Genomic DNA, 24,090 nt, shown 5'->3' with positions numbered 1-24,090 from the left:
GGCCTCCTTGAGGGACCCAGAGTCCCTCAAGGAGGCCTTCACGGACCAGTCACACCGGCGTCAGCCGACGACCCGCAGCTCCAACGGCCGCATGTCGTCCTCGCTCGGTACCACGGTGAGGCCCGCGGCGGAGAGGACCGCGGTGAGCGCCGCCCTCACCGCCGCGTGTGCCGCGTTCAGCTGACGCACCCTCGGATGCTCGATCTCCCCGGCCGTCAGGTGCCGGTAGACCTCCTCCTGCCAGGCGACGTTCATCAGCCAGTTCACGTAGACGCCGCCGGCTCCTCCGAAGAGGTCCACGTCGATCGCCGCGCCGCCCTCGTCGCTGAGGCCGGAGAGGTCCGGTTCGGCGATCACGCGGAAACCCGCCTCCCGCAGGACGGCCGCGGTCCGGCCGCCCAGCGCGAGCAGCCGTTCCTGGTCGGCGGGGGAGACCCGTCGCGGCGACGTCATCCGGCACCCACGAGCACGCGTTCCTCCTTGGTCTCGGCGATCAGCGCGCCGGGGAAGTGGATGCCGCGTTTCCGGTAGGCGGCCCGCATGTAGCCCTGCAGGATCGTCTTGTACGCCGAATTGAGCACCTTGTCCTTGGTCCAGTCCACCGAGAAGGAAACCACGAGATCGTCCCCCATTTCGGGCACCCAATCCCGGTCGCAGTCGGGGCACGGCTTTCGTTCGGAGTACAGGGCCTTGATGTTCTTCGGATCCTTTCCCTTGGCCCGTACCTTCTCGACGATGTCCTTCTCGGAGTGCCGGTCATCGCCGTCGCTGTAACCGATCACGTAGTTCGGGTACTTGCCGTCGGGGTTGGTCCAGCCTTCCAGATAGGCGACCGCGATGTTGTGCCCGATCCCGAAGCCGGACCCGATCCGCGCGTCCATCGCGATGGACGACATCCCGCCACTGTCGTAATCGACGAGCCCGCAGGTGAAGTCCGGTAGGTCCGCGGTTTTCGCCGCGGCAAGAGGAGCTTGGGAGAGCCGCTTGCACCATTTGCGGATGGTCTTGAAGATCGGCGTGACCTTCTCCACGACCTTGCTGAAGAGCGCGGACTTGCTCACGAACTTCTTGATGTTGTCGATGATCTTCACGACCGCCGAAGCCACCTTCGGCAGTTTCAGGAACACCGCGACCACCGACGCCACGTTGAGCACGGTCCAGATGCAGGCTTCGATGTTGCCGTCGCCGAAGCACCTTTCCGCGTCGCGCCAGCCGATGACCTCCAGCAGCACTTCGGCGCCGATCTCGACGAGGAATTCGAGGACCCCGCCGCCGCTCTGGGCCTTGTCCCTCGCCTGCCGGTATTCGTCCAGGAGCATGCGCCCGAATTCGGACGTCGAAAGCATCGCGGCTTCTTCCGGCGTCAGGTCCGGGAGCTGCCCGGACGCCTCGGCCGCCTTGCGCCGTGCTTCCTCCTCTTCTTGACGTTGCCGTTCTTCGGCGCGGTCCGCGGCCTGCTGGGCCTCGGTCGCGCTCTGCCGCGCCCTCTCGGCCGCCGCGGCGGCGTTGCGGGCGTGCTCCTCCGCACGGTCGGCGGCGTCCCTGGCTTCGGCCGCTGACCTTTCGGCGTCCGTCGCCGCTTCCCTGGCCAGCCGGGCGTCGGTCTCGGCCCGGCCCGCGGCGTCACGGGCGGCCTGGGCCTCCCTCTCGGCCGCTGCCGCGCTCCGGCCGGCGATGGCCGCGTCGGCGTTCGCCTCGTTGGCGGCGGCCCTGGCGGTCTGCGCGTCGGCCCTGGCGGCGGCGTCGGACGCGTTCGCCCGTTCGCCCGCCGCTCGGGCCAAGGCCCCTTCGGCCGCCGCGCGTGCCGCCGCTTCCTGTGCCTCCGCGGCGGAATTCGCCGCCGCGGCGGCCGACGACGCCGCCCGTGCCGCGGCTTCGAAGGCGGGTTTCACCGCGTCCGCCGCCCGCCTGGCCGCGTCCGCGGCGCGTTCGGCGGCCAGCTGGGCCTCGGCGGCCCGTTCTCGCGCCGCCCTCGCCTGCTCGGCGCCGACCGCCCTGGCCTGGCTCGCGACCAGGATGACGAAGTCCGCGTCGATGTCCGTGCCCGCGTACGGCGCGACGACCCTGATCGCGGTGTTCGCCGGATCGGTGATGGCCGCCGACGAAGAGCTCGCCGCCGTGGACGCCCGGAGCGCGACGGACGCCTGCGTGGCCGCCGAAACCGACTCGTTGAAGGCCGCGTCGGCCTCGGCACGGGTCCGCTCCGCCGCCATAAGCGACCGCATCGCCTCCTGGGACGCCTGTTCGGCCAGCTGGACGGCCGAACGCGCGGCCTCGGCCGCCTTGGTCTCTTCCAGGGTCGCTTCGCTGGCTTTGACGTTGGCCCGGGTCGCGTGCTGGTGCGTTTCCGCGGCCGAAGACTCGGCCTGACCCGCTGCCCTGTTCGAGGCCGCGGCGGCTGCCTTGGCCTCCTGCGCGGCCGCGCGTGCCCGTGCCGCGGCCCGGGTCGACTCGGTCGCCGCTTCCCTGGCGACCACGGCCGCCCCGGTCGCCCGGTTGGCCGCGTCCCGTGCCGCGGAAGCCGCCGTGGTGGCCTGTCCTGCCTCGGCCCGGGCCGAGTCGGCCGCCCTGCGCGCGTCGCCCTCGGCCGTCGTCCCCCGTGCCGCCGCCTCGGCCGCCGTGAGCGCGTCCGCCTTGGCCTGGGCCGCCTGCTTCCGCTGCTCGGCCGCGTAGGCGTTGTCACGGGCGGTCCGTGCGTTGCCTTCCTCGGTGACCGCCCGCTGTTCGGCGTCGCCCGCGAGCCGTTCTTGGTGCTGCGCCCGCTGGTTGGCGTCCTCGGCGACTCCGGCCTGACGCTGGGCCTCACCGCGCTGCCGTCGCGCTTCCGCCGCGGCCTGGTCGGCACGCTGCCGAGCGTTGGCCGCGTTGACGCGTTCCGCCTCGGCGACCTGCCGGGCGCTCTTCGCCCTGTCCCGCTGGCGTTGCGCCTCCTCCCGGTGCCCGCGGGTCCGGTCCGCGGCCGCCCTGGCCGCCTCGGCCGCGGCTTCCGCCTGTTCGCGAGCGGACTTGGCGCGGACGGCGGCGTCCTTGGCCGCCGCGGCCTGCGCGGCGGCGGCATCGGCGACCGTCTTGGCGGCCTGCGCGTGCTGTTCGGCGTGCAGGCCCCACTGACGTGCCTGTTCCGCGTGCCGCTCCGCCCGTTCCTGCGCGTTGCGGGCCTGATCGGTCGCCTCGGTGGCGTCGATCGCGTGCTGCGCGGTCTCCGAAGCGTGCACGGCACCCTGGGCGGCCGCGGCCATTCCCCGGGCCATGTCGCCCCACTGCGTGCCGTAAGGCAGCCCCGCGGCGATGAGTTCGGCGGCCTGGACACCCGCTCGTTCGGCGGCACCGACGGCGTCGGTCGACGCGGTGCGGGCGTTGGCCACCTGACGCGCGGCTTCGGCCTTGACGAGGGTGAACGAATCCGCCGGATGATTCCCCGCCGCGTCGTTGGCGTCGAGGATCTGCTTGGCCTTACGGGCTTCGTTGCCCGCCTGCACCATCGCGTTGGCCACCCGCTGCAGCGCCCGCAGCGCGTCGCCGTGCGCCACCACGAGCTGTCCGCGCGCGGTCATCGCCCTGGCGGACCGCCGGGCGAGATCGCTCAGCTGGTCGGCCGCGCGTTCGGCGGCCTCCAGGTCACGGATCTGCTTGTCGCGATCTTCGGCGTCGCGCCGCGCGGCGGCCAGGTAGCCGGTGTTGAGGAATTCGGCGATCGCGGCGTCACCGGCGTCGAGCGCGGCCTGCGCCGCGGTCTTCACGTGGTGCCCGGCGACGCCGAGCAGGGTGGTGACCCGTGCGCGCAGCTGGTCGGCCCTGGCCTGCGTCCCGGCGGAGATCTGCGTGTCCCGTTCCTGCGCGATCTCCTTGCCGTAGGCCAGGAACTGCTCGCGATCGGTGTCGGTACCCGCCAGCACCCGCTGGACCTCGGCCTTGAAGATCGGCCCGCCGGTGCCCGTCATCGCCTGGATCGTGGCCCGGTTCTGCCTCGCGGTCTCGGCCACGCGTGCCGCGGCGCGGGCCTTGGCAGCGTCGAGACCTTGTTCGAGGAATTCCTCCAGCGCGGCGGCGGTTCCGGCGGCCAACGCGGCCGCGGCGGCTTCGCGGACTTCCGGCTCCTCCGCCAGTTCCACGTAGTCGGCGACGATCTGACGGACGAACGGTTCGCCGACGAGGGAGGGGACGCCCGCCTGTCCGTCCCAGTTGCGGTACGGGTCTTCCGGCATCGGCCGTGCGGGCGACGTCGGTGGCGGGGTGACGGGTGGTGGATCGTCGGCCGACGCGGAACCGGGCTGGATCAGCCCGGCGAAAACGGTCAGGACCAAAAAGAGGACGAGCGCTCTCAGCGCGTGTTTGGGTTTTGACATCTGAACCCCCAGAAGTCTTCGTTTCCCGGAAAAGGAAAGGGGGCCTCGCCGGTTTCCCGGCGAGGCCACCGGTGTCACCTGGCGTACGCCCACGCGCCCTTCTGGGCGGTGTGATCGATGTTGCCGAACTGGAACATGCTCCGGCGCTTCCCGGGTTCACCCGGGACGTCCATCTCGTCGGAGATGGGATAGCCGAGCCAGCTTCGTTCCCAGCCCATCTTTTCCCAGAGTTCGCGGATGGCACCGAAGATCAGCCGCGAATCCGTGCTGGGACTCCAATAGATGGACCGGCCGCTTTCGAGATGGGTCGCCCGGCCGACCCCGTCCGGGAGGAAGAGGTTGTCGACGATGGGCAGGTTGGCGGGGGCCTTGTGCCCGCCCATGGACCAGTACTTGGTCAGGATCGGGTACAGGATGTTCTTCGGCCCCAGTGAAGGGTTCCAGAAGGCCGCGCCGTTCTGGAACTTCCGCAGCCGCACCCCGTTCTCGATGTACTCCGGCGTCACCGCGGGCCCGAAGTACTCGCGCCACCAGTCCTCGTTGAGCAGGCGGAGGTCGATCTTCGTGGAGATGTTCGGGTTCGGGTCGACGGTCTTCCACGACGCGTCGGTCGCGTAATTGCCCGTGGTGTCGAAGTTGTTCTCGGCGCTTTGGCCGTGCGCGGCCCACAGCTCGCCCCAGTACTGCCGCAGGTACCGGCCGGGGTGTGCCTTCGACTGCAGGCTCACGTTGCCCGCGCTGTTGTCCAGGCCCGGCCGCGCGCACCAGGTCGCGTTGAGCTTGAACCCGTCGGTGCCGTCGTTGCCCGCGAGCTGGACCCGAAGGTTCGGCGCCACCCGCAGGTAGCTGCCGACCCGGGTGGCCGATTCGAGCGAGAAGCAGTTCGCGTCCGCGAGCCCGGTGACGACCTTCCAGCTGGCCTCGCCGAGCGGGGCGGTGACGGTGTTCGCCGGCTGCGTCCCCGGGGTCGCCCAGGCGTCGCCTCCGCCGCTGCGCACGTGCCAGCCGCGGGTGTTCACCGTGACTCCCGAGAAACCCTGCTCCAGCGGAAGGTACTGACCCTTGGCGAGGAAGTCCTTGACCTGGTCCCAGCTCCCGGTCGTCGCGACCGAAGCCGCCGCCGCCGAGAGCCGCGGGCGCAGCCTGCTCGCATCGGCCTTCGTCTTGATGTCTCGCACCTTCTGACGGTCGGCTTCCTCGCGCTCGCGCAGGATCCGGGCGTCGTCGCGGGCACGGGCCTCGCCGATGCCGGTGACGATGAACCGCATCCAGTCCGCCGCCCCGGCGATCAAGGCGGCGTTCGCCGCGTTCTTGATCTCGCGGTGCGCGGGGTCGGCCAGTTCCGGCGTCTTCAGCAGCTCCCGGATGAAGTCGTCGTCGGGCAGCAGCAGCCAGCTCGCGACGGCGACGACCGGGATCTTGTGGCAAGCGTCCTTCTTGGCCGCGGCCGCTTCGGCGCGACGGCCTTCTTCGTCGCCCTTCTGCTTCTCCCGCTCGATGTAGTCGAGCTGGTCCTGGTGATGCAGCTCCCGGATCTTGTTCTCGATGAAGTCCTTCCAGACCGCCGCGTCGCCACCGAAGGCGTCGAGGGCACCGAGCTTGAGCTTGGTGCCCGCCGGAGCCCGTTGGTAGACCTTGTAGACGAAGTTCTGGTCGTTGTCGTTGAGGATGACGTCGTCGTAGGCGAGTTCGGCGTCGATCAGCACCTCCCGCCGGACGCGGACGGTCTCGTTCCACGCGTCCTGGCGGCGCTGCCGTTCGATCCGGTCCCGCGCGGCGAAGTCGAAGACCCCGGTGCGGATGAACGCCGTCGCGTCCGGCGCGGCGGGCGTCTGCACCATGATCCGGTAGACGCGGTACGACTCTTCTTTGGTGAGCGGGAAATCGGTGCCGTTGATCCGGTCGAAGACCTTGAAGACGAAGTTCATGTCGGTGGCGTTACGCCATTCGGACGTCGCGTCGCCGACCTCGATCTCGTGGACCGCCCTGACCTTTTCCAGTTCGGTCGCGGCCGGGAGTTCGGCCGCTGCCACGTCCGGGCTCTCCAGCGGGATCTCGGGCGCAGGCGGCGGCGGTGCGGCGCTCGCGACTGTCGGGGTGACCAGACCGGTCAGCGCGGTGGCGACGGTCAGGATCGCGAGCGTCCGGGTCAGTTTTCCGGTGTTCCCCAGTGTTCTTCGCATTTCGGAATACCTTCGTCGAGGAGAAGGGAAAGACCGGCCGGGGAACGGGACTCCCGGTCCCCGGCCGGATTCGGGCCGAACTCAGCCCACGGGAACGACCACGCGGCGGAATACCCTCATTTCGCCGTCGGCCGCGTTCCAGCTGATGGACCAGCCGTTCTGGAAATCACTGCGGCGTCCGCCGGGGATGTCGTACTCGTCGCTGGTCGGGAAACCGAGCTGACCGGTCTCCGCGCCGAGCGAATCCCATTTGCCGCGGATGGCGCCCATCACGAGCTTGGCGCCGGTCGCCGGGGTCCAATAGATCGCGACGCCCTGCTGCAGCGAGATCTTCGCCGAACCGCTCCCGGAGACCTGATGGGTCAGCGGCAGCAGCCATTTGTGCCCGCCCAAGGCCAGATACCGCGTGTGGACCTCGCCCGTGACGAACCTGGCGCCGGTCTCCGGGCCCCAGTAGACGCGCCCGTTCTGGAAGTCCCGGTAGCGGACGCCGGCGTCGTGGACCTCGGCGGCCTTCGGGTTCCCGGCCAGGGCACGCAGCTGGTCGTCGTTGTACCAGCCCAGCATCAGCGGGGTGGAGACCTCGGGGTTGGGGGCGACGACCTTCCAGCCCGAGTCCTCGTTGAACAGCCGTTCGGTGTCGAACCAGTTGCCACCGCCGAGTTGTGCGACCCACAGCTGCGCGTCGGTGTGTCGCAGGACCCGCCCCGGCTGCGCCTTCGACTCCAGCGCGATGCCCCAGCCGGTGCGCTTCGGGCACCAGGTCGCGTCCCGTTTGAACGCGTCCGTGCCGTCGTTGCCGTGCAGCTTGACCCGGAAGTCCTGCTGCCGCAGGTAGTTCCCGGTGCGGTCGACGGATTCGAACGAGTAGCAGAGCGGGTCGGCGAGCCCGCTCGCGACCTTCCACGTCGCGTACGGCAGCGGTTTGGTGCCGTCGCTACCGGCCTGCCCGGGGGTGATCCAGGCGTCGCCGCCGCCGGAGTGCACGTACCAGCCCTTCACCCCGGGGGTCACGGTCTGGAGCGACTGGTTCAGCACCTGGTACTGGCCTTCGCGCAGGAACGCGACGACGTCGGAGCGCGAACCGGTGAGCGCGGTGTCGGCGGCCGCGACCAGCCGGGGCCGGACACCGCCGTTCTCCGCCCTGGTCCTGATCTCCCGGACGACACGGCGGTTCGCCTCGTCCTCCTCGCGTTCGCGGCGGGCCTTGCCCCGGTCCGCCGCCTCCTTGAGGCCGGTGTTGACGAACGTCCGCCACACGGCCGGATCGGTGCTGCGCGAAGCGAGGTCGGCGGCGTCCTTGATCTCGACGTTCGCCGGGACCGCGAGTTCGGGAAGACGCAGCAGTTCGCGGATGAAGACGTCGTCGGGTGCCTGCAGCCAAACGGTCTGGAAGGTGGCGGGGATGGCGGCCACCGCCGAACGCCGTTTGAGTTCGCGCTCGACGCGCTGTGCCTCTTCCTCGCTCTGCTGACGCGCCTTTTCGATGGCGGCGAAGTCGTCCTGCTCGGCGAGTTCGAGGACGGTGACCTCGATGAAGGTCTTCCACACGGCGGCGTCACCCTGATACGCGGTGGCGGCGCCCGCCTTGACCTTGCTCCCGGTGGTGGCCCGGCTGAACACCTGGAACACGAAGTTCCGGTCGGTCAGGTCGAGCATCGCCGGGTCCGGGGCGATGTGCGCGTTCTCGATCGCCTTCATCCGGGTGGTGACGCGATGCTGCTTTTCGGCGTCGCGCAGCACCTGCTCGTCCTGATCGCGCTGGACGAATTCGTGGACGCCGGTCCGGATGAACACCGAGGCGTCGGGCACGGTGAGCCCGTAGACCCGGGAGGCCTCGGCCTTGGTGCGGGGGAACTTGTCGATACCGATCTTGTCGTAGATCCGGAAGACGAAGTTCTTGTCGGACAGCCGGAGCCAGTCGTCGGTCGGTTCCCCGACGTGGATGGCGTTGACCGCGTCGAACTTCTCCCGTTGCGTGGCGGGGAGAATGGTCGTCGAGCCGACGTCGGGTTCGGCCGTCGGGATCGCCGGCGGCACGGCCTGCCCCGGCGGTGGTTCGGCCGCGTGGGCGGGAACGCCCAGCAGCCCGGAGAAGGCGGCGGCGACGGTGGCCACCGCCAAGCCACGGCTCAACCGTGACGTGGACATAGTCGTTCTTCGCATACCCCAGTTCCTTTTTTCTCGAGAGAGACGGTCGTGATCAGCTCGGGTTCTTGACCCGCTGTTCGCCTTCGAGTGCCTGCCGCAGCAGCGATTCCCAGTACGCGGCCTGGTCGACGGCCATCGAGCGGTTGTTCTCCCAATCGGCCTCGGTCGCCTTCGCCGGGTCGATCATCGCGTTCCAGTTCGGGTTCTGCGCCTGCTGGGCCGCGAGCAGGATGGCGCGCCAGGTTTCGGCCTGCTGCCGCGAGAAGTCACGTGCCTCCTCCCATTTGGACTGTGCGGGCGAGGCCTGCGTGCCGACGCTTCGCCAGGCCGCGGCGGCCTTGTCCCTGGCTTCTTTCCCGGCTTCGCCCTCGGTCTCCCTGGCGGCCTTCTCCGCGGCTTCCGCGTCGGTGATCAGCCGCGTGATGGTGTGCAGCCACTGCTGGTTCTGGTCCAGCACCCGCTCACGGAACGACTCGATGTCCAGCCGCGCCGCGTGCGCCCAGCCCCAGGCGAAGAAGTCGGTCAGATCGTCGTCGGTCGCTCCCGCCCGGACGGCGTAGGAGGCGGCGAACCGCACCTGCGCGCCGGGATCGTTCTGCGCCAGCATCCGGATGTAGCGGCGGTCCTCCTCGACCAGCGCTCGTTTCTGCTCTCCGAGATCGGCGCGGAACTTCAGATCGCGGGCCTTGGCGGCCTCGTAACCACCGCCGTGACAGAACTCTTCGCGTTTCGACGGCGACTCGGTCAGGTAGTTCGATGCCGCTTTGTGGACCTCCGGCGAATACTGCCGGGTGTGCGTTTCCAGCAGCCTGTTCAGGAAATCGATGTTGCGTTTGTCGAGGTTCTGCGCCCTTTCCCTCGCGAAGACGAGGCCGCCGTCGGGAAGACGCAGGAACTCGATGGCCGCCGCGTCCGGATCCTCGCTCAGCAGTGCCACCCACGCGTCGGTCTTCACCGTCGCGTAGAAGCCGTATTTCGCGTGGTACAAGACTTCTCGCCGGGCGATCTCACCCGGCATCGAGGCCGAGACCGAGACGACGCCCGGCACGGCCGCGCCCGCCACCGGAACGGAGACCGTCCCGGTGAACAGGACGGCCGCGCACAAGGCACAGGACAGCATTCGTTGATACACGGAAGCCCCCAATCACTTCGGTGCAGAATGGATATTCGGTTATGAGTGGAAGGGTCAGCGGCGATAGGCCGATGTTTGCCCCGTCGCCGGGTAGTGCACGATCCAGCCGCCTTGGAAGTCGCTGCGCCTTCCGTTTTCGACGGCGTATTCGTCACTGATCGGGTATCCGAGATAACCCGCCCCACCGCCTTCGGCGATCCACTTGTCCTGGATGGCGCCGTAGACGAGTTTCGGTTCGATCGACTTGTCGCCCCGGTAGAGACTCGCCCCGTTCCGGAACTTCACGCGGTGCGCGCCGTCGGGGAGGGTCTCTTGGTCGGTCTCCGGGAACGAGAACTGGAGGCCGCCGAGGGAGACGTACCTCGCGACGAACGGCGAGCCCATCCACTTCGCGGCCGGTCCGAGCCGATCGTGCTGGTACATCCGGCCTTTTTCGAAGTCGCGGTACCGGAATCCGTTGCCGTCGTAGCCTTCGAACACCTCGGGGGCGGTGGGCGCGCCCACCGCCGCGGCGGCCGCGGCGTCGTTGTACCACCGGAGCATGAGGACCGTGGTGATCTCGGGGTCCGGTTCCCGGGTCGCCCACGCGATGTCGGCCGTGAAGGACGGGCCGCCGTCGAAGGCGTTGGACCCGGTCCGCGCCGCCGCCCAGAGCTTGTTCTGGAAATGGCGGAGGAACCGGTCCGGCTGGGCCTTCGATTCCAGGGCGACGTGGGCCGAGACGGGTTTCGGGCACCAGGTCGCGTCGAGTTTGAACTGGTCCGTGCCGTCGTGACCCTGCACCTTCACCGCGAGGTTCTGCTGCCGGAGGTAGACACCCACCTGACGGGTGGATTCCAGCGAATAGCAGCCCGCGTCGGCCAGTCCGGTCACCACCCGCCAGTTCGCCGCGGGGAACGGCCTGGTCCCCGTCGGCCGGTTCGGGTTGTCGCCGGTGCCGACGGTCCCGTCGCCGACCGCGTTGCCGGTCACGTAGTAGCCACGCCGCCCTTGAGAGGTGGCCATGAGCGACTGTGCCAGCGGAAGGAACTGCCCGTCCCGCAGGAAAGCGGTCACGTCGGCGGGAGTGCCCCGCAGTGCCGCGTCGGCGGCCTGGACCAGCCGCGGCCGCAACCGGGATGCCTCGGCCTTCGCCCTGATGTCCCGCACCTTCTGGCGATCGGCCTCGTCGCGCACGGCCTGTTCTCGGGCGCCGTCCCGTTTGACCGCGTCGTGGACGCCGCGGTCGATGTACGCCCGCCACACGAGCCTGTCGCTGCTCTGCAGCGCGGCCAGCGCGGCGGCCTTGACCTCCGCGTGGACCGGATCGGCGAGCTGGGTGGTCTTGAGCAGCTCGCGGATGAAGTCGTCGTCGGCCAGGCCGAGCCACGCCGCGTTCGGCGGGACCGGGACGGCGTTGACCGCGTTGGTGCGGGCGAAGTCGGATTCCAGTTTCTTCGCGGCTTCTTCGTCCCGCTCGCGTTCACGCTCGATGGCGTCGAGCTGGTCTCGCGTGTGCAGGTCGTAGATCGTGGTGGTGATGAACGTCTTCCAGTCCGCCGCTTCGCCGCCCCAGGCGTCGAGAGCGCCGTTCTTCACCTTGGGCCCGGAAGCGTGTTTCCAGACCTGGTAGACGAAGTTCTGGTCGGTCCCGTCGAGCATCGTGGCGTCGGCGGTGATCCCGGCCCAGCGCGCCGCGTCCTCCCTGGCCTTTCTGGCCAGCGCGAGTTCGCGGTCGCGCCGGATCTTCTCGTCGTGATCGCGGTCGACGAATTCGTGGATCCCGGTGCGGATGAACGCCGACGCGTCGGCGACTTCGAGTTTGTAGACGCGGTACGCCTCGGTCCTGGTCAGCGGGTACCGCACCGGGTCGGCCCGGTCGTACACGCGGAACACGAACGCCTTGTCGTCCAGTGAGGTCCACTCACCGGTGATCTCTTGGCCGATGGCCGTGACGGCTCTGGCTTTTTCGAGGACACCGGCAGGCGGGACTTCCGTCGTGGCGACGTCTGTCGCCACGACGGCGGCCATCGGTGACGCGATCGCGAGGTTTCCGGACAGAAAAACGGCAGCGGCCATCGCCGCGATCCCCAACGGGACCGATCTTCGGTACATGTTCAGTTATCCCCAGTTCCCGGAATTCCCCCAGTGAAATCCCGGTCGAGGTTCACCTAACCGCTGATGTCCGATTCGCGCAAGATCCGCCTGGACTAGTCAGGAAATCACTCTTGCGACGTGTGTCCGGAAAGGAACTGTCAGGCGCCTTCCACCCCGATGTCGAAGGCCGACTCGCTGTCCGCCTTCGAGTACGAGCGGAACGCGATGTGCGTGACCGTGCTCAGCACTCCGGGGACCTTGCCGATCTTCGCCGGGATCAGATCCGCGAGGTCTTCGTGGGCCGCGACGCGGACCGAAGCGATCAGGTCGACGTCGCCCGCGCAGGAGTAGACCTCGCGGACGCCTTCGATGTCCGCGATCGCCTGTGCCGCTTCGGGGATCGCATCGGCTTCGACCTGGATCAGCACGATCGCCGTGATCAAAGGGGCCTCCTGTGTTCGTGAATCCGGTGCCGCGATCCTAGCCCGCGACCCGCTCCAGCGCCGTCGCGCTCGCCGCCAGGTCGAGCCACTCCTGCCAGCCGCCCGCGACGGCCGCCTCCGCCCACGGGTGCGTGGTGCGCACGAGCCGGACTCCCGGGCGGGTCAGCCAGCGGAGCAGGATGCGGACCTCCTCCGAGATCGCGCCGAAGAGCGGCCCCGGACCGGGGATCACCGTCTCCGCCGAGGCCACCAGCATCTCGACCACCGGCATCGGCGGCACCCCGCGCCGGGCGACGCCCGCCGACGCGAGCCTGCCGTACCGGATCACCGCGAGTTCCCAGCCGCCCTTTCCGTCCGGCCCGGCGGCGATCAGTTCGGGAATGCCCGCCAGCGCCGACTGCCGGTGTGCCCTGCCGACCGCGCGGATCAGCCCGGCCAGCTGATCGCGGTGCTGGGCGGCCTGTTCGTAGTGCTCGGCCTCGGCGAGCCTGGCCAGCTGGTCGGCGGCGGCCCGCAGTGGGCGTCCGTCGGTCCCGGCGATGAGACCGGACACCGCCAGCACGCCGGGCCGGTACGCCTCGACCGTCTGCAGACCGGCGCACGGCGCCCCGCAGCGGCCGAGTTCGGCGAGGACGCAGGGTGTGCCGCTCGGCGCGGTGGCCGAGATGCGCTGGGTGCACGTCCGCAGCCCGGTGGCGCCGGCGAGGGTGTCCGCCGCAGACCGGGCGTCGGTCTGGGTGCGGAAGGGGCCCAGCGTCCCGTCTCGTGGCAGGCGGACCACCGAAAGGCGCGGGAACGCCTCCTCGGTCAGCGAGACCCACCAGGCGTGCCGTGGGTTCTTGGAACGGCGGTTGTACATGGGGCGGTGGGCGGCGATCAGCCGCAGCTCCCGGATGGAGGCCTCCAGCGCGTGCGCGCACTCGACCGCGTCGACCCGTTCGGCCAGCGCGACCATCTCCCGGATCCGCCCGCGGCTCTCCGAGCCGGTGAAGTACTGCCGGACGCGGCGGCGCAGGTCGGACGACGTCCCGACGTAGAGGACCTCCTCGCTCGGGCCGCGGAACAGGTAGACCCCGGGCCTCGACGGCAGATGCTCGGCCAGCGAACGTTTGCGGCGCTGGGCAGTGGTCACCTCGGGCAGGTAGTCCAGCAGCTCTTCGAGCGTGTGGACACCGACGTTGCCGACGCGTTCGAGCAGTGCGTGGAGGACGTCCACTGTGGCGCGCGCGTCCGCGAGGGCGCGGTGGTTGGGCGTCGTCCTGGCCCCGAACAGTGCGGCCAGCGCGGAAAGCCGGTAGCTGGGGGTCTCGTCGCGGGAGATGACCCGGCGGGCGAGCCGGACCGTGCAGACGACGGCCGTCTTGGGCCAGTGGTAACCGTGGCCTTCGCAGGCCGCGCGCATGAAACCGGTGTCGAAGGGGGCGTTGTGCGCCACGAGCACGGCACCGGAGATGAACTCGAGGAACGCCGGCAGGACGCGCTCGATCCGGGGGGCGTCGTAGACCATCGCGCTGGTGATGCCGGTGAGCTCGACGATCTGCGGCGGGATCGGCTTCCCCGGGTTGACGAAGGTGGCGAACTCGCCGACGATCTCACCGGCCTGGATCTTGACCGCGCCGATCTCGGTGATCCCGTCCGGCCCGGGCTTCGTCCCGGTGGTCTCCAGGTCGAATACGACGAAAGTGGTGTCCCGCAAGGGTGTTCCGAGTTCGTCGAAGGCGAGTTGCGCCGCCCCCGGCCGCCGTCCGGTGTCCATGGTCGGGCACAGTAGGGGTGGGCACCGACAATCTCAGTATTCGCGCACGGTGTCCCATCGAGCGCGCCCTGAGCCCATGGGGCCTACCCTGGAGCGATGCAGCCGCAGCCCGCAGTGCCCGAACTGCCCGAGGACGCCACTGGCGGCCCCTCGGGGGTCGTGGCGTCGTCAGGTGGGCCGTCCGACGAGGTCCCGGCCGAAGGCTGGACGTCCCTGCCGGAGACCGTACGTGAACGGATCGCCGAGCTGGCGGCCGCCGCCGTCGGCAAGCTGCCGGTCGCCGACGTGCCGAGGCAGCTGCGCCCGGTCGCCAAGTTCGCCCCGGCGAAACGCGCGAAACTCGGCGGGACGGCGTTGCTCGTCGCGCTGGGGGAGTCGTCGCAGTTCCGCGTCGCGGTCACCGAATGGCTGCGGGACCACCGCACGGACGCCCTCGACCCGAACGCCCCCGATTCCGTCGCCGCCGCGGCCGCCGCCGTGCTGCTGGGCGAAGCGGGTGCGGCGGGCCGGGTCCGGCTGGTGGCGAAGAACGCCGAGGAGACGGCGTTGCGCGCCGAACGCGACGCCGCGCTGGCCCGTAACCAGCGGCTCGAGTCCGAAGTGGCTCAGCTGCGTGAAGAGTTGCGCGAGGCCAAGGAGATCGCCGGTGGCGCGCGGGGTGAACGTGACGCCGAGGTCGAGAAGCTGTTGAAGCGCTTGCGGGAGCAAGGCGTCCAGCTGCGTCAGGCCAAGGACGCGGTCGTGCGGGCTCACGCCGAAATGGAGAGCGGCGGTGCCGAGCGCGCCGAAGAGGTCAAGGCGCTGAAGGCCCAGTTGGACCGTGAGAGGCAGCGAGTCGCGGCTGAGCGGGTGCGGGCGGAGAAGGCCGTCACAGACGCCGAGATCGCCCGTCAGTCCGCCCGCGAGGCGCGTCAGGCCGACGAGGTCCGGCTCGGGCTGCTGTTGGACACGATCGAAGGCGCCGTCGGTGGGCTGCGCCGGGAACTCTCGGTGAGCGCGCGAGGCCAGCGTCCGGCGGACATGGTCCGCGGTGCGACGTCGGGCCTGGGGGCGGGCGGCAAGATCCAAGACGTCACCGCGCTCGACAGGCACCTCGCGCTGCCCAACGTGCATCTGATCGTCGACGGCTACAACGTCACGAAGACGGGCTATCCGGAGCTGGCGCTTTCCGACCAGCGCGACCGGTTGATCCACCAGCTTTCCGCACTGGCCGCGCGGACCAGCGCCGAGGTGACCGTGGTGTTCGACGGCGCCGGGGTGCTTTCCGTGCCCGCGGCGGTGCCGCGCGGGGTGCGGGTGCTGTTCTCCGAACGCGGCGTGCTCGCGGACGACGTCATCCGGTCCCTGGTCGCGGCCGAGCCGCCCGGGCGGCCGATGGTGGTCGCGAGCACGGACCGCGCGGTGGCCGACTCGGTGCGGCGGAAGGGCGCGCATCCGGTGCCCTCGGCGGTGCTGGTGTCGAGGCTCAGCCGGGTTTAGCCGCCTGTTCGCGGACTTCGTGCCGGGCTAAGCGTTCCGGAGTGTCAGGAAAGGGGCTTTCAAGACGTTTTTCGTCCTGAAAGCCCCTTTCCTGACATCCAGGCCTCCACCAGCGCTCACGAGGTCCGGAAACTGTCGGTGGTCGCTCTTAATGTGCACCTCACCACTTAAAGTGAGGAGCTCGAGATGGACGACAAGGCCATCGCCGATATTGCGGACATAGAGACGTTCGTCATCGATTGCGACCGCTGCGCGGTCCGCGGTGACGCATGTCATGACTGTGTCGTCAGTGTTCTCCTCGGCGCGCCCCCGGCGCTCGAATGGGACGCCGACGAGCGGAAGGCCGTCGACGCGCTCGCGGAAGCCGGGATGATCCCGCGGCTCCGGATGGTCGAGATCGTCGGTCAGGAGCGCCGGATGACGGCTTGAGACACGCCGCGACCGGGGCATTCGACGAGTGGTCGATCCGATCGGGTGAACGGTAGGTAGTCGCGACAAGCCCCAGGATGTAACGCCCGTCACAACTTTCCGCTCATGCTGGTCCGAAGGTGTTTCGGCGCATCACGGAGAGTTTTAGTGGTGGGCATGGTGGACGTGGTGCCCGAGGTTTCGTAACCTGTCCGAGATCTCGTGGCCGGAAGTCGTCGCCAGATGACGACACGGGATCGCCACTGAAGCAGCTTTGTCGGGGAGTTGCACCAGAACCAGCCAAGCGCCAAACCTGTTGCGATAGCACTCGGCCAGGCGCAAGGCGGGAACGCGGGGAACCGCGCGGGCCTCACGGCCGGCGACGCGGCTTCGCGGAAGAGGGCCCCCGACCTCTTCGTCCCGGGTTCCGGAGTAGGTGGCCGACAGCAAAGGAGACACGCGCGACCGTGCAGTCGCATCCAGTCAAGCGCGTGGTGTCAGGAGCTTTGGCCGCGGCCGCGGTGATCACAGCCGTAACGGTCGCCCAGCCTGCCGCCACTGCCGCCCCAGCCCCCGCCCCCCAGCAGCCCCCCTCCGGATCGGACGCGCTCGCCAAGTACCGCGACCTCGCGGCACAGGCCGAGAAGGCGAACGAGGATCTCCTCAAGGCGAAGGACGACCTCACCGCGAAGCAGGGCGAGCTCGACAAGGCCACCGCGGACGCCGCCGCCGCCAAGGACATCGGCGTCAAGGCGGCCGGTGACGAGAAGACGTTCCAGGCCGAGGTCAACAAGTTCGCCGGTGCGTCGTTCACCAGCGGTGTGCAGCTGAACAAGCTGTCCTCGCTGCTGTCGGGCGCGTCGACCCAGGACTTCCTGGAGCGCTCCTCGGCGCTCGAGGTCCTCGCCGCGAACAAGAACACCGCCCTCAACAACCTGAGCGGTGCCGTCGCCCAGTCCGCGGCCGCCGCGAAGCAGGCGTCGGACGCCCAGGGCGCGGCCACCGCCGCCCGTGACTCCGCCTCCAAGCTGACGACGGACATCGAGGCGCGCAAGAAGACGCTGGACGACCAGCTCAAGGAGATCCAGCGGGCCAGCGGCAACCTGAGCGCCGCGGACAAGACCGCCCAGAAGGACAAGGGCGGCGCGTTCCCCAACCTGCCCGCCCCGGGTCCCGCCGCCGCTTCGGCCCTCTCGGCCGCGAAGAGCAAGCTCGGCAGCCCTTACGGCTGGGGTGACGTCGGCCCGTCGTCGTTCGACTGCTCGGGTCTGATGCTGTGGGCGTACAAGCAGGCGGGTGTCACCCTGCCGCGGTCCAGCCGTCAGCAGTCGACCTTCGGCGCCCCGGTGCAGCGCTCGCAGCTCCAGCCGGGCGACCTGGTGTTCTACAACTCGCCGGTTTCGCACGTCGGCATGTACGTCGGCAACGGCATGATGGTGCACGCGCCGACCACCGGTGACGTCGTCAAGGTGTCGCCGCTGCAGAACAACTACGTCGGAGCCCGTCGCCCGACGGCCTGATGAAACAGCGAAAAGGGGCGGTACCGCGCAGGCGGTGCCGCCCCTTTCGTGTGCCGGGGGCCAAGTAGCCTGCAGGGGTGCTGAGGACCCTGCTCGTGACCAACGACTTCCCGCCCCGGCCAGGCGGCATCCAGAACTACCTGAACTCGCTGGCCACCCGCCTGCCCGCGGACGACCTCGTCGTCTACGCCCCGTCCTGGGAATCGAGCACCGGCTCGCACGGCGAGTTCGACGCCGCCGCCCCGTTCGAGGTGGTGCGCCATCCGACGTCGCTCATGCTGCCGACACCGGACGTTCTCAAGCGGGCGAAGGAGATCATGCGGGCCCGCGACTGCGAGGCCGTCTGGTTCGGCGCCGCCGCCCCGCTCGCCCTGCTGGGACAGCCGCTGCGGTCGGCGGGCGCCCGCCGGGTCCTGGCCTCGACGCACGGCCACGAGGTCGGCTGGTCGATGCTTCCGGGCTCGCGGCAGGCGTTGCGGCGGATCGGCGACACCGTCGACGTGATCACCTACGTCAGCAAGTACACGCGCTCCCGGTTTTCGGCCGCTTTCGGCCCGATGGCGGGGCTGGAGATGCTCCCGTGCGGCGTCGACACCGCGCTCTACCGCCCGGACGCCGCCGCGGGCAAGGAGATCCGCGACCGGCACGGTCTCGGCGACCGTCCGACGATCGTCTGCGTTTCGCGGCTGGTGCCGCGCAAGGGCCAGGACATGCTCATCAAGATCCTGCCCGAACTCCGCAGGCGCGTCCCGGACGTGGCGCTGCTGATCGTCGGCGGCGGCCCGTACCGCAAGACGCTCACCGGCCTCGTCGGAGCGCTGGGGCTCGAGAACGACGTGGTCATCACCGGATCGGTGCCGTGGAAGGAGTTGCCCGCGCACTACAACGCGGGCGACGTCTTCGCCATGCCTGCGCGGACCCGCGGGAAGGGGCTCGACGTCGAGGGTCTCGGCATCGTGTACCTGGAGGCTTCCGCGACCGGGCTGCCGGTCGTCGCCGGGAACTCCGGCGGTGCGCCGGAAACGGTGCTGGACGAGGTCACCGGGCACGTCGTCGACGGCCGTGACGAACAGCAGTTGAGGGAGACGCTGGCCGCGCTGCTGGACGATCCGGTGCGCGCGCGGCGCATGGGGGCCGCCGGCCGTGAATGGGTCAGCGAGAACTGGCGGTGGGACACCATGGCGAGCAGGCTTTCCGGGCTGCTCGACGGCGACCCGGTCGCCGCGGTCCGATAGCCGGTCAGGGTTCGTAGCGCGCGGGGTGGTTCGGATCGTCGACGCGGATCACCACGTCGGACAGCGCCGTGGGGTCGACTTCCTGTTCGTAGCGCTCGTAAGCGGGTAGCGCCCACTCGTCGGGGACCCGCCGCTTGAGCGCGGACGGCGAGAGCCACAGGTGCACGCTCAGGTCGAAGGCGAGTCCCGCGCCGAACAGGAACTCGCCGTCCACCAGCACGACGCCGCCTTCGGGCAGTTCGACGCGTTCGGCACGGGTGGCGCGATCGCGGACCGGGTCCCACAGCGAGGGGAGGACCCGGCCGCTGCCGCCCTCGGCGAGCGGGTCGAGCACCTCGCGGCGCAGGGCGCCGAGGTCGAGCCAGTCGCTGTAGCGCGAGTCCGGGTCTTCCTTGCCGCGTTCGAAACGCAGTGAGGCGGGGCGGAGGAAGTCGTTCGCCGAGATCCGCAACGCCGCGTGACCGGCTATCCGCAGGGGATCGACCAGGGCGTCGGCGAGTTCTGTGGTGTCGGTCGCACCGGCCGCGCCGTCGACGGCGACCGCGATCCGGCGGCGGCCGGTGATCGCCGTGATGCGGTCGGTCAGTTCGGAGACCAGCAGAGCGGGAGAAATCGGACGGTAGCGCACAGACAGAGATCCTCCACCCGGACCGGTGACTGTCGCACGGTACACCCGGTGAGAGGATGGGCCGGTGACGAAAGCAGTGGCCAAAACAGCCGGAAGTGGTTGGCAGGTAGGGGTTTCCCAAACTGTGCCGCAGAGCAGCGCACAGGTGTGGGACTTCCTGGTCGGACGCGACGGGGTGGGGATCTGGCTCGGTCCGGGTGCCGAACTCGGCCGTGAGCTGGGCGAGCCGTACGAAACGGCCAACGGGACGACCGGCGAGATCCGCGGTCGTTCCGAGGGCGACAAGCTGAGGCTGACCTGGCGGCCGAAGGACTGGGATCACGACTCGACCCTGCAGATCACGGTGAGCGGCACCGAGCAGAAGACCACGTTCCGTTTCCACCAGGAGTGGCTCGCGGGCGCCGACGAGCGCGAGGAACAGCGGGCATACTGGACCGAGGTGACCGAGCGGGTGGTGGCCGCGCTGGCCGAACGCTGACCGGTCCTGCGCTACGACGGCGCGATCCACTTGGCGACCATCCGGTTCACCGGAGAGCCCTTGCCGGTCGGTGACGTCGTGATCCCGGAGGGTGAGTTCGTGCTCGTCTCCCTGATCGGCGCGAACCGGGACGCCGAGCGATTCGAGGACCCCGACCGGCTGGACGTCACGCGGCAGGCGACCGGGCATCTCGCGTTCGGGCACGGCATCCACCACTGCGTCGGCGCCCCGCTGGCCCGGCTGGAGGCCGAGATCGCGTTGCGCGGGCTGCTGGCGAGATTCCCGCTCATGGGCTTGGACGCAGAGCCGGAATCCTTGCGGTGGCGGGAAAGCACCCTCGTCCACGGTCTCGAAACCCTCCCTGTGCGTCTGCGCTGACGCGGGCGTGTCATAGGGTCGCGGGATGGACGCCGCCGAACTCCTCGCGCTCGACGCGGAACACGTCTGGCACCCGTACGGGCCGATGCCGAGCACGATCGATTCCCTGCTGGTCCGCGAGGCGAGCGGGGTCCGGCTCACCCTCGACGACGGCCGCGAACTGGTCGACGGCATGTCGTCCTGGTGGGCGGCGATCCACGGCTACCGGAACCCGGTGCTGGACGCGGCGCTGGCCGAGCAGGCGGGCCGGATGAGTCACGTGATGTTCGGCGGGCTCACCCACGAACCGGCCATCAGGCTGGCGAAGACACTGGTCGACCTCACCCCGGACGGCCTGCGGCACGTCTTCCTGTGCGACTCCGGGTCGGTGTCGGTCGAGGTCGGCGTCAAGATGTGCCTGCAGTACTGGCAGTCGGTGGGGCGCAAGGAAAAGCGGCGCCTGATGACCTGGCGCGGCGGCTACCACGGCGACACGTTCACCCCGATGAGCGTCTGCGACCCCGACGGCGGGATGCATTCGCTGTGGCGCGGGATCCTGCCGGACCAGCTGTTCCTGCCCAAACCGCCCGGCGGGTTCGACGACGAGCCCGATCAGGCCTACCTCGACGTCCTCGCGGCGGAGATCGAGCGGCACGCCGGCGAACTGGCCGCGATCATCGTCGAGCCGGTCGTGCAGGGCGCGGGCGGCATGCGGTTCCACCCGCCCGCGTATCTGCGCGCGCTGCGGGAACTCACCGAGGCCAACGACGTCCTGCTGATCTTCGACGAGATCGCCACCGGCTTCGGCCGCACCGGCAGGATGTTCGCCGCCGAGCACGCCGGGGTGACCCCGGACGTCCTGTGCCTCGGCAAGGCGCTGACCGGCGGTTATCTGACGATGGCGGCGGCGCTGTGCACGCCGGAGATCGCCGACGGGATCTCGCGGGGCGAACTGCCCGTGCTGGCGCACGGCCCGACCTTCATGGCGAATCCGCTGTCCTCGGCCGTCGCCAACGCCTCGCTGGGGATCCTCGCCGAGGGCGGCTGGAAGTCCGACGTCCCGCGGATCGAGGCCGCGCTGAAAGCCGGGCTCGAACCCGCTCGCGAACTGCCCGCGGTCGCCGACGTGCGGGTGCTCGGCGCCATCGGAGTGGTGGAACTGGACCATCCGGTGGACATGGCGATCGCGACCGAGGTCCTCACCGCGAACGGTGTCTGGCTGCGCCCGTTCCGGAACCTGATCTACACGATGCCGCCGTACATCTCCGACGCCGAGGACCTCGCGACGATCACGTCGGCCGTGGTCGCGGCGGCGCAAAAAGCCTGAAATGGGCCAAGTTCAACCTAAAGAGTGTGACGGCGGCCACAGCAAACCGCAAAGGCCACGCTCGGTACAGCGCGTGACCTCGAGCTGATCTCGGTCAAGCGATCGGGCGAGTCCGATCGGGAGGTTTACCCTGCGGTTCGTCGCAAAAGGCCGTTATGTCCCAGTTCTCCGGTGCACAAGCAAACCTGAGAAACCTTTGCGTAGCGGACTTTTGCGCGCCGATCAGGTTTCCTGCCCCCATGATCGACATCGTTGGTGACGAGCACGACACCGGGCCTCCGGGCCGCCGCAACCCCGCATCGACCCTCCTGAAGAACCTGCGCCACGACCTCCCGGCTTCGGTTGTCGTCTTCCTCGTGGCCGTTCCGCTTTCGCTCGGCGTCGCCCACGCCGCCGGTGCCCCTCTGCTCGCCGGACTCGTCTCCGCCGTCGTCGGCGGACTCGTCGCGAGCCTCTTCGGCGCTTCCGCTCTTCAGGTCAGCGGACCGTCCGCCGCGCTGACCGTCGTCCTCGCGGAGACCATCGCCACCTTCGGCTGGGCCGCCACCTGCGCCATCACCGCCGCGGCGGGCGTGGTCCAGATCCTCTTCGGCGTCAGCCGCATCGCCAGGGCCGCGCTCGCGATCTCGCCGGCGATCGTGCACGGCCTGCTCGCCGGGATCGGCCTGATCATCGTCCTCGGCCAGTTGCACGTCGCGCTCGGTGGCGCGGCGCACGGTTCCGCGATCGCGAACGTCCTCGCGCTGCCGGGCCAGATCGTCGGCCACCACGACCAGGCCGCGCTGATCGGCGTGGTCACCGTCGGTGTCCTGCTGGCGTGGACCCGGATGCCGCGTCCGGTGCGCCGCGTCCCCGGTCCGCTGGTCGCCGTCGTGGTGGCCACCGGGCTTTCCGTCGCGGCCGGGATGGACCTGCCGCGCGTCGACCTCCCGAACGGCTTGCCAGGGCTGGGTTTCGTGCCCGAGGCGCCGTCGGGGTCCTGGGCGGCGATCACCGCGGCCGTCTTCACCATCGCGCTCATCGCCAGCCTGGAAAGCCTGCTTTCGGTCATCGCCGTCGACAAACTGCGCGACGGTCCCCGCACCGACCTCAACCGCGAACTCGTCGGCCAGGGCCTGGCGAACGTCGCCGCCGGGTCGCTCGGCGGATTCCCGGTCACCGGCGTCGTCGTGCGCACCATGACCAACTTCGAAGCGGGCGCCCGGACCCGGATGTCGGCGATCCTGCACAGCGCCTGGATTCTCGGCTGCTGCCTGTTCCTGGCCGGCGCGCTGCGGCTGATCCCGCTCGCCGCCCTCGCCGGGCTCCTCGTCTACGTCGGCGCCAAACTGGTCAACGTCACCAGTCTCCGTGAGGTCCGCCGCCACGGTGACCTGCCGGTGTACCTGGCGACCCTGACCGGCGCGGTCGCCGTCAACCTGCTCACCGGGGTCGCCGCGGGGGTCGCGGTGGCGCTCGTGCTCATGCTGCGCCGGATGCTGTTCTCCGGGATCCACATCGAACCGGACGGCGCGCGGACCCGCGTCGTCATCGAAGGTGCGCTCACTTTCCTTTCCGTGCCAAGGCTCACGACCGTCCTCGCCGGAGTCCCCGCGGGTTCGGAAGTGACGCTGGAACTCTTCGTCGACTATCTCGACCACGCCGCTTTCGACTGCCTGCGCGGCTGGCAGCGCGCGCACGAGCGGGCCGGGGGAGTCGTGCTCGTCGACGAGATCGGGCATCCGTGGTTCGGACGCGGCAAGGCAGGCGTGCCGACCGTGCGGCGCGGTGTCGCGTCCCGGGTGGTGCCGCGCTGGCTCGCGCCGTGGTCGGAATGGCAGGCGGAGCATCTCGAACTGCCGGGCCAGCGCGGCGGCAGTGTTCCGTTGTGCCGCGGTGCTTCCGAGTTCCAGCGGCGGACGGCGCCGCTGTTGCGACGGACCTGGGACGGACTGGCGAACGGGCAGCAGCCGCATACGCTGTTCGTCACCTGCGGCGACGCGCGGATCGTGCCGAACCTGATCACCACCAGCGGACCGGGCGACCTGTTCACCGTGCGGAACATCGGAAACCTCGTCCCGCACGCCAGTGCCGAAGCGGATTTCTCCGTGGGGGCGGCGATCGAGTACGCCGTCGGTCTGCTGCGGGTGCGGGAAGTGGTGGTGTGCGGGCACTCCGGCTGCGGAGCGATGAAGGCGCTGCTCGGGGACGCGCCCACCGGGCTCGTGCACCTCGGCGGCTGGCTGCGCCACGGCGAGGCGACGATGCGGCGCAGGGAAAGCGAGGGGCCGGTCCTGCTCGACGGCGCCCGTCCTGATCACGAGGCCGATCGGCTCGCTCTGCACAATGTCGTGCAGCAACTGGAAAACCTGCGCTCGTACCCGGTCGTGGACGCCGCGCTGGCCCGGGGCGAACTCCGGCTCACCGGGATGTACTTCGACGTCGGCAAGGCGAACGTCTATCTGCTCGACGCGGCGCACCGGTCGTTCACCTCGGCCGCCACCCCGGTGAAGTCCTAGCCTTTCGCGACCCACCCGGTCCCCACCGAAACCCGAATGTCATTCGCGATCGACGGTCTTGAATCCCAATATT

General features: G+C 69.8%; 16 protein-coding genes and 1 pseudogene. 8 read left to right on the top strand and 9 right to left on the bottom strand.

Translation table 11 applies throughout. The annotated features are described in order from the left end of the window. Window positions 1–60 precede the first annotated feature (60 nt). The 8 genes from ACZ5IK_RS35120 to ACZ5IK_RS35085 all read right to left on the bottom strand — a co-directional run bounded on the left by ACZ5IK_RS35120 (window position 61) and on the right by ACZ5IK_RS35085 (window position 14,087). Window positions 61–453, bottom strand: coding sequence for a hypothetical protein (locus ACZ5IK_RS35120; RefSeq protein ID WP_465491617.1), 393 nt, complete (start codon window positions 451–453; stop codon window positions 61–63). After that, the gene (locus ACZ5IK_RS35115; protein WP_465491616.1) at window positions 450–4,346 is read right to left on the bottom strand and encodes a nucleic acid/nucleotide deaminase domain-containing protein; all 3,897 of its coding nucleotides are present in this window, start codon (window positions 4,344–4,346) and stop codon (window positions 450–452) included. The genes ACZ5IK_RS35120 and ACZ5IK_RS35115 overlap by 4 nt, the downstream gene beginning before the upstream one ends. 74 nt (window positions 4,347–4,420) lie before the next feature. Further along, a complete protein-coding gene (locus ACZ5IK_RS35110; RefSeq protein ID WP_465491615.1) occupies window positions 4,421–6,529 on the bottom strand; it encodes an AbfB domain-containing protein in 2,109 nt (702 codons plus the stop codon). Window positions 6,530–6,610: 81 nt separating this feature from the next. After that, window positions 6,611–8,695 (bottom strand): AbfB domain-containing protein, encoded by a 2,085-nt coding sequence (locus ACZ5IK_RS35105; RefSeq protein WP_465491614.1) that lies wholly within the window; start codon window positions 8,693–8,695, stop codon window positions 6,611–6,613. A gap of 37 nt (window positions 8,696–8,732) precedes the next feature. Continuing rightward, on the bottom strand, window positions 8,733–9,812 hold the full coding sequence (locus ACZ5IK_RS35100) for a hypothetical protein (RefSeq protein WP_465491613.1): 1,080 nt from the start codon (window positions 9,810–9,812) through the stop codon (window positions 8,733–8,735). A gap of 54 nt (window positions 9,813–9,866) precedes the next feature. Further along, window positions 9,867–11,906 (bottom strand): AbfB domain-containing protein, encoded by a 2,040-nt coding sequence (locus ACZ5IK_RS35095; protein WP_465491612.1) that lies wholly within the window; start codon window positions 11,904–11,906, stop codon window positions 9,867–9,869. 140 nt (window positions 11,907–12,046) lie between these two features. Then, window positions 12,047–12,331: an Lrp/AsnC family transcriptional regulator gene (locus ACZ5IK_RS35090; RefSeq protein WP_005154220.1), complete on the bottom strand. Its 285-nt coding sequence runs from the start codon at window positions 12,329–12,331 to the stop codon at window positions 12,047–12,049. A 37-nt stretch (window positions 12,332–12,368) separates the two neighbouring features. Then, on the bottom strand, window positions 12,369–14,087 hold the full coding sequence (locus tag ACZ5IK_RS35085) for a DEDD exonuclease domain-containing protein (protein ID WP_465491611.1): 1,719 nt from the start codon (window positions 14,085–14,087) through the stop codon (window positions 12,369–12,371). A gap of 96 nt (window positions 14,088–14,183) precedes the next feature. On the opposite strand from ACZ5IK_RS35085, the gene ACZ5IK_RS35080 reads away from it, so the two are divergent. The 4 genes from ACZ5IK_RS35080 (at window position 14,184) to ACZ5IK_RS35065 (ending at window position 18,729) form a co-directional block, all read left to right on the top strand. Beyond that, window positions 14,184–15,566 carry an NYN domain-containing protein gene (locus tag ACZ5IK_RS35080; protein WP_465491610.1) on the top strand — a complete coding sequence of 461 codons (1,383 nt, stop codon included), beginning with the start codon at window positions 14,184–14,186 and terminating at the stop codon, window positions 15,564–15,566. A gap of 186 nt (window positions 15,567–15,752) precedes the next feature. Next, window positions 15,753–15,995: a hypothetical protein gene (locus ACZ5IK_RS35075; RefSeq protein WP_101613393.1), complete on the top strand. Its 243-nt coding sequence runs from the start codon at window positions 15,753–15,755 to the stop codon at window positions 15,993–15,995. A 446-nt stretch (window positions 15,996–16,441) separates the two neighbouring features. Continuing rightward, on the top strand, window positions 16,442–17,494 hold the full coding sequence (locus tag ACZ5IK_RS35070; RefSeq protein WP_465491609.1) for a C40 family peptidase: 1,053 nt from the start codon (window positions 16,442–16,444) through the stop codon (window positions 17,492–17,494). A 77-nt stretch (window positions 17,495–17,571) separates the two neighbouring features. Then, entirely contained in the window at window positions 17,572–18,729 is a 1,158-nt protein-coding gene (locus tag ACZ5IK_RS35065; protein ID WP_199193061.1) for a glycosyltransferase family 4 protein, read from the top strand. A 4-nt stretch (window positions 18,730–18,733) separates the two neighbouring features. Here ACZ5IK_RS35065 and ACZ5IK_RS35060 read toward each other — a convergent pair whose 3' ends face one another. Beyond that, window positions 18,734–19,357, bottom strand: coding sequence for a nucleoside/nucleotide kinase family protein (locus tag ACZ5IK_RS35060; protein WP_465491608.1), 624 nt, complete (start codon window positions 19,355–19,357; stop codon window positions 18,734–18,736). Window positions 19,358–19,481: 124 nt separating this feature from the next. Here ACZ5IK_RS35060 and ACZ5IK_RS35055 point away from each other — a divergent pair, with 124 nt between their 5' ends. The 4 genes and pseudogenes from ACZ5IK_RS35055 to ACZ5IK_RS35040 all read left to right on the top strand — a co-directional run bounded on the left by ACZ5IK_RS35055 (window position 19,482) and on the right by ACZ5IK_RS35040 (window position 24,017). Then, the gene (locus ACZ5IK_RS35055) at window positions 19,482–19,835 is read left to right on the top strand and encodes an SRPBCC domain-containing protein (RefSeq protein WP_465491607.1); all 354 of its coding nucleotides are present in this window, start codon (window positions 19,482–19,484) and stop codon (window positions 19,833–19,835) included. 6 nt (window positions 19,836–19,841) lie between these two features. Beyond that, a pseudogene (locus tag ACZ5IK_RS35050) lies at window positions 19,842–20,213 on the top strand (cytochrome P450); the annotation flags it as partial. Window positions 20,214–20,238: 25 nt separating this feature from the next. Further along, complete coding sequence (locus ACZ5IK_RS35045; protein ID WP_465491606.1) at window positions 20,239–21,519, top strand: adenosylmethionine--8-amino-7-oxononanoate transaminase; 1,281 nt, start codon at window positions 20,239–20,241, stop codon at window positions 21,517–21,519. 239 nt (window positions 21,520–21,758) lie between these two features. Then, a complete protein-coding gene (locus ACZ5IK_RS35040; protein ID WP_465491605.1) occupies window positions 21,759–24,017 on the top strand; it encodes a bifunctional SulP family inorganic anion transporter/carbonic anhydrase in 2,259 nt (752 codons plus the stop codon). Window positions 24,018–24,090: the final 73 nt, after the last annotated feature.

It is taken from the genome of Amycolatopsis sp. NPDC031561 (genome assembly GCF_055580625.1).
The sequence above is the reverse complement of the archived record's forward strand: the minus strand, read 5'-3'. Positions and strand labels throughout refer to the sequence as shown.